We start from the raw sequence: 12,650 nt of genomic DNA on the forward strand, positions 1-12,650 counted from the left end.
GTGCGCTAATTCCTGAAGTCGGGTGGGCAAAGGGTCAGATGGTCAGTACTTCCATTTCCCGCAGTACGTCGGCCACGGCATTTACGGCGGCCTGCATGCCGTCTGGCCCGACCACGCCGATGCAGCCGACGCGGAAGGTTTCGACCTGGGTCAGCTTGCCGGGGTAGAGGATGAAGCCCTTGGCCTTGACCCGCTCGTAGAAGTCCTTGAACTGGTAGCGGGCGTCGTTCGGGGCGTGGAAGGTAACGATGATCGGCGCCTGGATGTCGGCGGGCAGGAAACTGCGCAGGCCGATGGCGGCCATGCCGTCCAGCAGCGTCTTGCAGTTGTCGGCGTAGCGCTGGTGGCGGGCGGGCAGGCCGCCTTCCTCGTTGTACTGTTGCAGTGCTTCGTGCAGCGCCGCGACCACGTGGGTGGGTGGGGTGAAGCGCCACTGGCCGGTCTTGGCCATGTAGGTGTGCTGGTCGTACAGGTCCATGGCCAGGGAGTGGGCGTTGCCTTCGGCTGCGGCCAGTGCGGTTTTTTCGGCGAAGACGAAGCCCATGCCAGGTACGCCTTCCAGGCATTTGCCGGAGGCGGCGATCAATGCCTCGAAGGGGACTGCGCGGGCATCGATCGGCAGGGCGCCGAACGAGCTCATGGCATCGATGATCAGGCGCTTGCCGTGGCGTTTGATCACCTGGGCGATCTCTGGCAGCGGGTTGAGGATGCCGGTGCTGGTTTCGCAGTGGATCAGCGCCACGTGGGTGACACCCGGGTCGGCAGCCAGCAGGCGGTCGACGTCGGCGGCGGTGGTCGGCTGGTCTTCGGCGGTTTCGAAGGTGCTGTAGGTGCGCCCCAGCACCTTGCAGATCTTCGCAAGGCGTTGGCCGTAGGCCCCATTGATCAACACCAGCACCTTGCCGTCACGCGGAACCAGAGTGCCGATGGCGGCTTCCACGGCGAAGGTGCCGCTGCCTTGCAGGGGCACGCAGTGGTGGCTGGCGCTGCCGTCGATGATCGCCAGCAATTGCTCGCAGACGCTGGCCGTGAGTTGGTTGAAGTCGCGGTCCCAGGAGCCCCAGTCCACCAGCATGGCTTGGCGGGTACGGGCTGAAGTGGTCAGGGGGCCGGGGGTCAGCAGGATCGGGGCGTTGCTCATTCCGTGGTTCCTCACAAGCGGCGGGTGGTGAGCCGAAAAATCTGGCGCTGAAACTACGGAGCCAAGGTTGCAATTCACTGTGCTATCAATCAAATTGTTTGTTGTTATGCCAGCCATAAGTCGGGCCGATAGATATGAACCTGTTCCAGCTGCGTGCCTTCGATGCGGTGGCGCGTGAAGGTAGTTTCACCCGCGCTGCGGCGCGGTTGTTCATCAGCCAGCCGGCCGTCACCGGCCACGTCAAGGCGCTGGAAGAGCACTACCAGATCACCTTGTTGCGGCGTACCGCCCGGCGCGTGGAGCTGACCGAGGAGGGCACGCGGTTGGCAGCCATCACCCGCGCCATGTTCGGCCTGGCGGAGGAGGCCCAGGCCATGCTCGAGGCCAACCGGCAATTGCTGACCGGGCGTCTGGAAGTGGCCGCCGACGGCCCGCACCGGGTCATGCCGATGCTTGCCCTGCTGCGCGAGCGCTACCCGGGCATTACTGTCAACCTGCGCCTGGGCAATGCCCAGGAAACCCTGGCTGCGTTGCTCAGCGAGCATGCCGACGTGGCCGTGCTGACCGAGATTGAACCGCGCAAGGGCCTGCATTTGCAGAGCCTGTGTGAATCGCGCCTGTGCGCCTTGCTGCCGGCGGGGCATGCCTGGGCCAGTGGCGAGGGGGGCTTGCCGCTGGCCGAGCTGCACCAGCAGATCATGGTGCTGCGTGAGCCGAGTTCCACCACCCGGCGTACCTTTGACAAGGCCTGCGCCAAGGCAGGCGTGCAGCCGCGGGTACTGTTGGAGCTGGACAGCCGCGAGGCAGTGACCGAAGCGGTGGCCTCGGAGCTGGGCATTGGCGTTGTGTCGTCCACTGAAGTGGCCCATGACCCCAGGGTGGTGGCTCGGCCGCTGGCCGGCGACGGCCTGCTCAACCAGCACATGATTGGCTGCCTGGAGCGCCGCCGCGAACTGCGCCTGATCCAGGCCTTCCTGAGCCTGGCGGCAGGGTTGTGATGGCTGTTTTCAACTGGGCGCCCTAACATGACCGGCACAGAACCGACAGGACTGTCGATGAGCGATAAAGACACTATCTCCATGCAACTGGTGCGCGAAGCGCTGTTGCAGACCTGCCCGAAGGGTGAACCCGATAGCGGCTTGCTGGCGCGGGCTGGCATTGCCGTCGAGCACTTGCACCTGCCCGCTGCACGGGTCAGTGCCGACGCCTATGCCCGCCTCTGGCGTTTGCTGGCGCGGCGCTGCAATGACGAGTTCTTCGCCATGGACCCGCGTGGCCTGCGCAGCGGCAGCCTGGCGTTCATGTGCCGGGCGAGCATGGGCCAGCCGAGCTTGGGCACGGCGCTGGAAACCGCGTTGGCGTTCCTGTCGCTGATGCTCGAAGACTTGCAGCCAAGCCTGGTTCGCCAGGAAGGCCTGGCCGAGATCGTCATCAACGAGCCGCGGGACGAACCCCGTCGCGCCTTCACGTATTTCACCTTCTGGATGATCGTGCATGGCGTGGCCTGCTGGCTGGCCGGGCGGCGCATCCCGATTCTGGCCATCGACCTGCGCTGCGCCGAGCCACCGTTCTGTGACGACTATCGGGTGATGTTTTCGGAGAACCTGCACTTCGAACGCCCGCGCACGCGCATGATCATCGCCGCCGAATGCCTCGAACTGCCACTGCGGCGCAGCGAGGAGGAATTGCAGCGCTTTCTTGCCGAAGCGCCGGGCAACATCCTGGTCAAATACCGTGACCCCGCAAGCCTTGGGCGGCGTATCCGCACCAACCTGCTGCGCCTGGCCCCGGAGCATTGGCCGGACGGTGACAGCCTGGCGCGCCAGTTGTGCCTGTCGCCCTCGACCCTGCGCCGGCGCCTGGCCGAGGAGGGGCAGAACTACCAAGGCTTGAAAGACAGCGTACGCCGTGAGCTGGCGATCGCCTGGTTGAGCGAGGAAGAGGCGGCCATGGGTGAGATCGCCGAGCGCCTTGGGTTTGCCGACAGCAGTTCGTTCTACAAAGCGTTTCGCAAGTGGTTTGGCTGTAACCCGGGGCACTACCGGGCATTGATTCAGGCACGCGATTCGGGGCGCTGAGGGCGCTGCCGTGGCAAGGCCTCGCGGGCCGCTTCCCTCTGCGTCTTGAGCTGACGCTTATGCAGCATGGTTGACTCCGCCCACTACCCAGGGAGCCCACCATGCCCAACCCCACCACTGGCCACGACACGTTCATTGGCGCCACGTTACCCGAGTGGCTCAAGCGCGCTTCAAAAGGCCAGATCAACACCCTGCGTACCAGCCTGAACGCGCACCATGCGAGCCAGGCACGCTTGCGTGAGCTCACGGTTGAGCTACTGCCACTCCAGCAGTTTGCCGAGCAGCACCTGGCGACGCTGCTGGATGCACCGTTGCCAGACGGGCAGGCATTTGCCCAGCTCGAATGGCTGCGGATTGCGCCGCGCTTCGGCACTCTGCCCGGCACCTTGCAGCCCACCTACGAGTACAGCCAGACGCGTGAAAACGGGCTGCTGCGGCTGATGCGCAATTTTGCTGCTGGCACGGGTTACTACCAGGGTACGGGGCTGGTTTTGCCTGGCCGCGAGCAACCTTTGAATGCGTCACTGGAGGCCTTGATCGAGGCCTGCCGCACACTGAACGTCGGCCAGCGCTATCAAGATGAGCTGGAAAGGATCTTTCACCCGTCCACCTTGGCAACGTTGGCTGAAGACAAGCGCTCAGGCCTGAAGCTTGCGACCGAAGTGGCCGCCTTGCAGGGCAGCATCAGCAGCGATGTGCAGATTGCCCTGCGTGAAGTGGCGGACCACGGTCAAGCGCATCGACAGCAAGGGCTGAAAGGTACGCCCATGCTGCTGACGGCCCTTGAGCAACCGGTGGCTGATGGCTTGCTGATCCCGTTGCATGACACTGCGGGGGATGACTGGGGCATCGTCCTGTACCTCCCCAGTGATCCCCATCAGGCGCTGCGCTTCTTTACCACTGCGCAGGCCATGAACAGCGCCCTGGCGCTGCTGCTGCAGAGCGCTGACTACCGGCAGTACTTCACTCAGATGATCAGCCTTGAGCACCGTGCAGGTTTCGTCACTACCCTTGCCAAGCGCCTGAAGGACGACCAGCCGGACTTGCAGCTCGAAGGTGCCGCCCAGGGTACGGGTATTTTCGCGCAACTGGCTTCCCAGCAAGTGCAACGGGTCAAAGGGGATGCCCGGTTGCTGCTGGTACCGACGACCGATGCCGATAGCCTGGCGGTGCGCGCCAGGCACGCTGAGTGGAAGGCCGTAGGCCTGGACCTGGTGAACCTGGCGGGGTTTTTCAGTCCGGTCGTGGGGGCCTTGTTGTTGGGGCAGCTAGTGGTCCAGACCTGCTCGGAAGTGTTCGAGGGTGTAAGGGACTGGTCCAGGGGCCATCAGCACGAAGCACTGGAGCATCTGCTGGGCCTCGCCGAAACCCTGGCTGCCACCGCTGCCACCGTGGCGGGGGTCAGTTACCTGCGCAGCGCGTTTGTCGCAAGTCTTGAGCCTGTAACACTGGGCAATGGGCGTGCTCGCCTGTGGCACTTCGACGCCGCGAACTATCGATCCATGCCAGGCACCATCGACTTGCTCGAAGAAGGGCGCTACGGCGAGGGAGGGCGTCGCTGGGTCCGTCTCGACGGACGCTACCACGAGGTGCATCAGCCAATACCCGATGGCCCCTATCGGCTGCGCCACGCCGCGGGGGAGGGGGGGTATGGGCCGATTGTGCTGCACAACGGTGAGCGAGGCTGGCGACTGATGCGCGCGCAACCGCTGACATGGCAGGAGCCTGCACGCATGCTCGATGTGCTTTGGCCGCAACATCCGCCTATCGAACCTCGACAGGCCGAGCGGATATTGCAGGTGGCGGGTGTCAATGAGGACGAGTTGCGGGGTGTGCTGGTGGAGAACCGACCTGCCCCGGTGAACCTCGGGCAAACCCTACGTGCTTTTCAGGCGCATGCACGCATTGAAACGTTCTTTGCGCGTGTTCGCCTGCAGACCCTGATGCCATCGGACAGTGCATTGCTGGCCTGGAGCGAGGGCCAGCCAGGGGTGGGCAAGGGGCTGGAGCAGACGCTGGCGCATGAGGCGCAATTGCGCCCGCAGTTGTTTGACCATCTGACAGCGCAGTCGTTTGCCGAAGACCCTTTGAGCCTGTTGGTCAAACGGGACTTCCCTACCTTGCCTGCGGCCTACGTCAACGAAGTGGCTGGCCAGGCGGGCGAAGTTGAACGTGCAATGGCGCGGGTCGAGCAACGCCTGCCGTTGTCGTGCGCAAGTGACGCGCACGCCTTGCTGCGCCTGGCACGCTTGAACCAAGCATTGGCTGGGCTTTACCTGAGCACGGCTTACAGCGACCTGACAGGCGAGTTGGTGCTCACGTTGCTGGACAGCTTCGAACTTGAAAACCTCGACATCGACTTGCGCGATGGTGCGGTGGATGGGCGTTCGATCAAACACCTGGGTAGCGGTGGGCACAGTGAGGCGGAACGCATACTGGTCCGCCATGAAGGCACGTTTGAGCTGTACAACGGCCTGGGTGAGCAGCAGGTGATTACGCTTGCCGTGCCTGGCTGCATTTTCGAGGCAATCGTTGCCGCGCTTACCCCAGCGCAGCGGGCGGCTATGCAGCTGACAGCCAAGGATTCGGCAAACCAGTTGCGCGAGCAACTGCTGAGCCGGTTACCCGCTTCGCATTCGGGGGTTGTCCGTATGCTCCGTTGGCCAGAGCAGGGCGCCTGGTTCAATCCAGGTCGTCGTCTGGACGATGGGCGCGTCGGGTACCCACTCAGCGGCCGCCCTTCGGCTGGCCCCAGGGATGAGCAGGCGATCATCCGCGACCAATTACGCTCACTCTATCCAGGCCTGGATGAGCAAGCGCTGGATGCAGAGCAGGCGCGCTTGCAGCAAGGCCCACGTCCAGTGTTCGAGGCCCTGGTGGCGTTGCAGGACGATCATGATCAACTGGTGCAGCACCTCAACCGCTGGGTCGGTGCCGAGTTGCAGGCCGGTCGGCAAGCCGCGCGCAGGTTGACGGCAGACAGCATTCTGCGGGCATGGCGGCTGCAAGGCGAAATCGTGCCGGCAGGCGAAGGGCAGCGCTTGTCGCTGAGCGGCGCGCACCTGGGCACGCTGCCGCTGTTACCCGCGCAAATCGAGTTTCATCGCATCACGGTGCTGAGCCTGAACGACTCGCAGGTCACCGATATCCCGGTCGATTTTCTTCGCCCGTTCACTGCCCTGACGCACCTGAACCTCAGTCAGAACCAGTTGTTACGCCTGCCGAGGGGTATTGCGTATCTACCGGACATTCGCGTGCTGCGTCTGGCGCATAACCAGATTCGGCTCGATGCGCAGGCAATCGAGATTTTGCACGACCTGCCCAATCTTGCTCACCTTGACCTTAGCTATAACCGGCTGGAGGTGCTTGACCTGAGGCTCCATCAACTTTCCCGGTTGAGCAGCCTGAACCTTCGTCATTGCCGCTTGGGCGCCTGGCCGCAACGCCTGGAACTGTGCGGTTTGCTCGAGCGTGCTGACCTGCGCGACAACCAACTGCGCAGTGTACCGAACGAGATCCAGGAAATGCCCTATGCATTTCGGCGTGCCCTTTTGGTCGAGCGCAACCCACTGCCGGCCATGCAGCTACGTAGGCTGTATGCACTCGATGTCATCGATGAGCACGGGCACCTGCCTGAGGCTTCAGCGCTCGTTGACCTGCCCAGGGCCCGTACGCTCATGGTCGGACATGCCGACGAGGCGGCCCAGGTGACCAGGGACGCGCTATGGCAGCGGTTACTGGAGCAACCTGACAGCAGTGGGCTATTCAGGTTGCTGGCGCGCTTGGAGTTCACGGCTGACTACAGTCAGGCAGGCGGAGGGCGTGCTGCGCTGGTGGAAGGCGTGTGGTCATTGCTCGAAGCGCTGGATGGGGACCCGGTGCTTTGTCGGGACGTCTTTGAACGTGCCGCTCGGCCACTCTCCTGTTCGGACGCAGTTGCCAACCGTTTCAGTGCACTTCAACTGGTGGTGAGGCAGGCGCAGGCCGAAACCCGCGCGCTGAACCCTGAAAGCAGGGGCGAGTTGCTGGAGCTGGGCCGCCAGTTGTTTCGCCTGGACCAGCTGGAATGGGTGGCCTACCGGGACAGCCGACAGCGTCAGGCCACGGGGGAGCATTTCGACCAGTTGGCATTGGGGCTCGCCTACAAGGTGCAACTTCGCAGCCGTTTGACGCTGCCCGACCAGCCCTCTGCCATGCGCTACCCCGACGCTGCCGAGCTGACCCAGGCCCAGGTAGAGGCTGCATTCCTGCATGTTACCCGCGCACAGACCCTCGAAGCCCTTACCGATAGCCTGAGCCAGCGCGAGTTCTGGCGCCGTTACCTGCGTCAGCAACATGTCAGGATGTTCGATGCCATCAGTGCGGACTACACCCAGCGTATCATTCGGCTACAGGCTCAGCAGCCAGCCTTGTCGCCAACAGCGCTCGAGGAGCAGTTAAGCCGCCTGCGGGAACAGCAGAGCGTGGATACCGAGCGCCTGATCAGCGGGCTTACCCAGTCCTACCTGCGTGCAGCCAAGCGCGCAGCGGGGTGAACGAGGGCGGCCAAACCGGTCATCCAGATTGACAGCTTTGGCCATTGCCGCCGCGATTGAGCGGCGCGAACATCGTCGGACTGATGGTTAAACTCCAAAAACAAGAACCAGGAGTCAGACGATGCGTGATTACGCCGAGGCCGTTCGAGCGTTCGACCTTGCCCAGGCCGCCAGCACGGCGCTGCATGGCAACCTAGCTACCCTCAATGCCTGTGTCGAATGCTGTGATCGGCATGCCGGTGACGGCAAGCTGGCGCTGATCCACGAGGACCGCGAGGGCAACAGCACGCGCCACAGCTACGATCAGCTGAAGGCGCAAGCTGCCCGTTTTGCCAATGTGCTCAAGGCGCAGGGCGTGGGTGCCGGCGACCGGGTTGCCGGCCTGATGCCGCGTACCCCCGAGCTGCTGGTCACCATTCTCGCCACCTGGCGCCTGGGGGCGGTGTACCAGCCGCTGTTCACCGCGTTCGGGCCCAAGGCCATCGAACACCGCCTGGAGCAGTCCCACGCCCGGGTCGTCGTCACCGACAGCCACAATCGCGCCAAGCTGGACGATGTGCAGGCTTGCCCGACGATCATCACGGTCAACGCCCGCAGTGGCGAGCTGGATTTCCAACAATGCCTGGCGACGGCCTCAGCCGTCTGTGAGCCCGTCATGCGCTCGGGCGATGACCCGTTCCTGCTGATGTTCACCTCCGGCACCACCGGCCCTGCCAAACCCTTGGAGGTGCCGCTGCGCGCGATTGTGGCCTTCCAGGGCTACATGCGCGATGCCATCGGCCTGCGCCCCGAGGACAACTTCTGGAACCTGGCCGACCCAGGCTGGGCGTATGGCCTGTATTACGCGGTGACCGGCCCGCTGTCGCTGGGCCACGCCACCACCTTCTACGATGGCCCGTTCAGCGTCGAGAGCTGCGCGCGGGTCATCAACAAGCTGGGCATCACCAACCTGGCGGGCTCACCCACGGCCTATCGGCTGCTGATTGCCGCGGGTAGCGAGTTCTCCGCGCCGATCAAGGGGCGCCTGCGGGTCGTCAGCAGCGCGGGCGAACCGCTCAACCCGGAGGTGATTCGCTGGTTCGCCGACGAGCTGGGTGTGACCATCCACGATCATTACGGCCAGACCGAACTGGGCATGGTGCTGTGCAACCACCATGCTCTCAAACACCCGGTACACCTGGGGTCAGCCGGGTTCGCCATTCCCGGTCACCGCATCGTCGTGCTGGATGAACAGGGCGCAGAATTACCGGTCGGCCAGCCAGGCATCCTGGCGGTTGACCGCGAGCAATCGCCGCTTTGCTGGTTCGGTGGTTACCACGGTGTGCCTACCCGATCTTTCGTGGGCAAGTACTACCTCAGCGGCGACACTGTCGAGCTCAACGCTGACGGCAGCATCAGTTTTGTCGGCCGCAGCGACGACGTGATCACCACCTCCGGCTACCGGGTTGGCCCGTTCGATGTGGAAAGCGCGCTGATCGAACACCCGGCAGTCATCGAGGCGGCGGTGATCGGCAAGCCCGACCCCGAGCGCACCGAACTGATCAAGGCCTTCGTGGTATTGGCCAACGGTGTGCCAGGCACCGCTGAGCTGGAAGAGACCTTGCGCCAACACGTGCGCCAGCGCCTGTATGCCCACGCCTACCCGCGTGAAATCGAATTCGTCAGCGAGCTGCCCAAGACCCCGAGCGGCAAGCTGCAACGCTTCATCCTGCGCAACCAGGAAATCGCCAAACAACAAGCGCTACTGGCCGCCAGCAACAGCGCCTGAGGGAACCTACCATGCAGATCATCAACAAACATTTCATCGTCAGCGGCGCGGCTTCCGGGCTAGGTGCCGCCACCGCGCAAATGCTGATCGAGGCGGGTGCCAAGGTCATGCTGGTCGACCTCAATGCCCAGGCCGTCGAAGCCAAGGCGCGTGAACTGGGCGACAACGCCCGTTTCGCAGTTGCTGACATCAGCGACGAGCAGGCCGCCAAGGCTGCGGTCGACGCCGCCGTCAGCGCGTTTGGCAGCATTCATGGCCTGGTCAACTGCGCCGGTATCGTCGGCGCCGAGAAGGTCCTGGGCAAGCAAGGGCCGCATGGGCTGGCGAGCTTCGCCAAGGTCATCAACGTCAACCTGATTGGCAGCTTCAACCTGCTGCGCCTGACGGCGGCGGCGATGGCCGAGGGCCCGGCTGACGAAGGCGCTGAACGGGGTGTGATCATCAACACCGCGTCCATCGCCGCCTATGACGGGCAGATCGGCCAGGCCGCCTACGCCGCGTCCAAGGGCGCCATCGCCAGCCTCACGCTGCCAGCGGCCCGTGAGCTGGCGCGTTTCGGTATCCGCGTGATGACCATCGCCCCAGGCATTTTCGAGACGCCCATGATGGCCGGCATGACCCAGGAAGTGCGCGACTCGCTTGCCGCTGGCGTACCGTTCCCGCCACGCCTGGGCCGCCCGCAGGAATACGCCGCACTGGCCCGCCACATCATCGAGAACAGCATGCTCAACGGCGAGGTGATCCGCCTCGACGGCGCACTGCGCATGGCTGCCAAGTAAGGAGAAATGAACATGACCCTCGCCAACGACCCGATTGTCATCGTCAGCGCCGTGCGCACGCCCATGGGCGGCCTGCAGGGCGACCTCAAGAGCCTGACCGCGCCGCAACTGGGCGCCGCCGCAATCCGCGCCGCCGTCGAGCGCGCCGGCATCCAGGCCACCAGCGTCGAGCAGGTGCTGTTCGGTTGCGTGCTGCCGGCAGGCCTGGGGCAGGCGCCTGCACGTCAGGCGGCGCTGGGCGCCGGCCTGGATAAACACACCACCTGCACCACCCTGAACAAGATGTGCGGTTCGGGCATGCAGGCGGCGATCATGGCCCATGACCTGTTGCTGGCCGGCAGCGCCGATGTGGTGGTGGCCGGTGGCATGGAGAGCATGACCAACGCGCCCTACCTGCTGGACAAGGCCCGCAGTGGCTATCGCATGGGGCATGGCAAGATCATTGACCATATGTTCATGGACGGCCTGGAAGACGCTTACGACAAAGGGCGCCTGATGGGCACCTTCGCCGAGGATTGCGCGCAGGCTGGCGGCTTTAGCCGCGAAGCCCAGGATGCCTTCGCCATCAGCTCGCTGACCCGTGCCCAGGACGCCATCAAAAACGGCCGCTTCAGCGCCGAGATCGTCCCGGTAGAGGTCACCGAAGGCAAGGAAAAGCGCGTGATCAAGGATGACGAACAACCGCCCAAGGCGCGTCTGGACAAGATCCCGCAGCTCAAGCCGGCCTTCCGTGAGGGCGGGACGGTGACAGCGGCCAACGCCAGTTCGATTTCCGACGGCGCCGCGGCGCTGGTGCTGATGCGCCGTAGCGAAGCTGAAAAGCGCGGTTTGAAACCCCTGGCCGTCATTCATGGCCATGCCGCGTTCGCCGATGCCCCGGCGCTGTTCCCCACCGCGCCGATCGGCGCCATCGACAAACTGATGAAGCGCACCGGCTGGAACCTGGCCGAGGTGGACCTGTTCGAGATCAACGAAGCCTTTGCCGTCGTCACCCTCGCGGCTATGAAGCACCTCGACCTGCCGCATGACAAGGTCAACATCCACGGCGGTGCCTGCGCGCTGGGCCACCCGATCGGTGCCTCGGGTGCGCGGATTTTGGTGACCTTGCTGTCGGCCCTGCGCCAGAACAACCTGCGCCGGGGCGTGGCCGCCATCTGCATCGGCGGTGGCGAGGCCACGGCCATGGCCGTCGAATGCCTGTATTGAGGTGAACCATGCTGGTAACTGACGAGCAACAACAAATCGCCGACGCTGTCCGTGACTTTGCCCAGGAACGCCTGCGGCCGTTCGCCGAACAGTGGGACAAGGCGCACCGCTTCCCCCGTGAAGCCATCGACGAGATGGCCGCGCTGGGCCTGTTCGGCATGCTGGTGCCGGAGCAGTACGGGGGCAGTGACACGGGCTATGTAGCCTACGCCATGGCCCTTGAAGAAATCGCCGCAGGCGACGGTGCCTGCTCGACCATCATGAGCGTGCACAACTCGGTGGGTTGTGTGCCGATCCTGAAGTTTGGCACCGAGCAGCAAAAGCAGCAGTTTCTGACGCCGCTGGCCAGCGGTGCGATGATCGGCGCCTTCGCCCTGACCGAGCCCCAGGCGGGCTCCGATGCCAGCAGCCTGAAGACTCGCGCGCGTCTGGAGGGCGATCACTATGTGCTCAACGGCAGCAAACAGTTCATCACCTCCGGGCAGAACGCCGGTGTGGTCATCGTGTTTGCGGTGACCGACCCGCAAGCGGGCAAGCGCGGCATCACCGCTTTCATCGTGCCCACCGATGCGACGGGCTACCAGGTGGCGAGGGTCGAGGACAAGCTAGGGCAGCATGCCTCGGACACCTGTCAGATCGTTTTCGACAATGTGCGCGTGCCCGTTGCCAATCGCCTGGGCGAAGAAGGGCAGGGCTACAAGATCGCCCTGGCCAACCTTGAGGGTGGGCGTATCGGCATTGCGTCCCAGTCGGTCGGCATGGCACGTGCCGCGTTCGAGGTGGCGCGCGACTATGCCAAGGAGCGCCAGAGCTTTGGCAAGCCGTTGATCGAGCACCAGGCCGTGGCGTTCCGCCTGGCTGACATGGCCACGCGCATTGCCGTGGCCCGGCAGATGGTGTTGCATGCCGCCGCGCTGCGTGACGCCGGGCGCCCGGCGCTGGTGGAGGCGTCGATGGCCAAGCTGTTCGCCTCGGAAATGGCCGAAAAGGTCTGTTCGGATGCCTTGCAGACCCTGGGCGGATATGGCTATCTGAGTGACTTTCCGCTGGAGCGGATCTACCGCGACGTTCGGGTTTGCCAGATCTACGAAGGCACCAGCGACATTCAGCGCATGGTCATTGCGCGCAATCTTTGAAGGAGCA

The 12,650-nt window shown here is 64.2% G+C and carries 8 protein-coding genes; 7 read left to right on the top strand and 1 reads right to left on the bottom strand.

Going from position 1 to position 12,650, the window contains the following annotated elements:
* Positions 1-34 precede the first annotated feature (34 nt).
* Entirely contained in the window at positions 35-1,141 is a 1,107-nt protein-coding gene (locus LOY26_RS08330; protein ID WP_156310683.1) for a 2-aminoethylphosphonate--pyruvate transaminase, read from the bottom strand.
* 134 nt (positions 1,142-1,275) lie between these two features.
* Here LOY26_RS08330 and LOY26_RS08335 point away from each other — a divergent pair, with 134 nt between their 5' ends.
* The 7 genes from LOY26_RS08335 to LOY26_RS08365 all read left to right on the top strand — a co-directional run bounded on the left by LOY26_RS08335 (position 1,276) and on the right by LOY26_RS08365 (position 12,643).
* Entirely contained in the window at positions 1,276-2,139 is an 864-nt protein-coding gene (locus tag LOY26_RS08335; RefSeq protein WP_258714580.1) for a LysR substrate-binding domain-containing protein, read from the top strand.
* Positions 2,140-2,196: 57 nt separating this feature from the next.
* The gene (locus LOY26_RS08340) at positions 2,197-3,219 is read left to right on the top strand and encodes an AraC family transcriptional regulator (protein WP_186665759.1); all 1,023 of its coding nucleotides are present in this window, start codon (positions 2,197-2,199) and stop codon (positions 3,217-3,219) included.
* A 101-nt stretch (positions 3,220-3,320) separates the two neighbouring features.
* The gene (locus tag LOY26_RS08345; RefSeq protein WP_258714581.1) at positions 3,321-7,754 is read left to right on the top strand and encodes an NEL-type E3 ubiquitin ligase domain-containing protein; all 4,434 of its coding nucleotides are present in this window, start codon (positions 3,321-3,323) and stop codon (positions 7,752-7,754) included.
* Positions 7,755-7,875: 121 nt separating this feature from the next.
* Positions 7,876-9,522, top strand: coding sequence for an acyl-CoA synthetase (locus LOY26_RS08350; RefSeq protein ID WP_258714582.1), 1,647 nt, complete (start codon positions 7,876-7,878; stop codon positions 9,520-9,522).
* A gap of 11 nt (positions 9,523-9,533) precedes the next feature.
* On the top strand, positions 9,534-10,301 hold the full coding sequence (locus LOY26_RS08355) for an SDR family NAD(P)-dependent oxidoreductase (protein WP_033700311.1): 768 nt from the start codon (positions 9,534-9,536) through the stop codon (positions 10,299-10,301).
* A 12-nt stretch (positions 10,302-10,313) separates the two neighbouring features.
* Positions 10,314-11,507, top strand: coding sequence for an acetyl-CoA C-acyltransferase (locus LOY26_RS08360; protein WP_156310679.1), 1,194 nt, complete (start codon positions 10,314-10,316; stop codon positions 11,505-11,507).
* An 8-nt stretch (positions 11,508-11,515) separates the two neighbouring features.
* The gene (locus LOY26_RS08365; protein WP_258714583.1) at positions 11,516-12,643 is read left to right on the top strand and encodes an acyl-CoA dehydrogenase; all 1,128 of its coding nucleotides are present in this window, start codon (positions 11,516-11,518) and stop codon (positions 12,641-12,643) included.
* The last annotated feature ends 7 nt before the right edge of the window (positions 12,644-12,650 follow it).

The organism is Pseudomonas sp. B21-047 (assembly GCF_024748775.1).
GTDB classification, from domain to species: domain Bacteria; phylum Pseudomonadota; class Gammaproteobacteria; order Pseudomonadales; family Pseudomonadaceae; genus Aquipseudomonas; species Aquipseudomonas capeferrum.

Coding starts and splice junctions, on each gene's coding strand:
- LOY26_RS08330 (WP_156310683.1), bottom strand. CDS start 1,141: ATGAGCAACGCCCCGATCCTGCTGACCCCCGGCCCCCTGACCACTTCA.
- LOY26_RS08335 (WP_258714580.1), top strand. CDS start 1,276: ATGAACCTGTTCCAGCTGCGTGCCTTCGATGCGGTGGCGCGTGAAGGT.
- LOY26_RS08340 (WP_186665759.1), top strand. CDS start 2,197: ATGAGCGATAAAGACACTATCTCCATGCAACTGGTGCGCGAAGCGCTG.
- LOY26_RS08345 (WP_258714581.1), top strand. CDS start 3,321: ATGCCCAACCCCACCACTGGCCACGACACGTTCATTGGCGCCACGTTA.
- LOY26_RS08350 (WP_258714582.1), top strand. CDS start 7,876: ATGCGTGATTACGCCGAGGCCGTTCGAGCGTTCGACCTTGCCCAGGCC.
- LOY26_RS08355 (WP_033700311.1), top strand. CDS start 9,534: ATGCAGATCATCAACAAACATTTCATCGTCAGCGGCGCGGCTTCCGGG.
- LOY26_RS08360 (WP_156310679.1), top strand. CDS start 10,314: ATGACCCTCGCCAACGACCCGATTGTCATCGTCAGCGCCGTGCGCACG.
- LOY26_RS08365 (WP_258714583.1), top strand. CDS start 11,516: ATGCTGGTAACTGACGAGCAACAACAAATCGCCGACGCTGTCCGTGAC.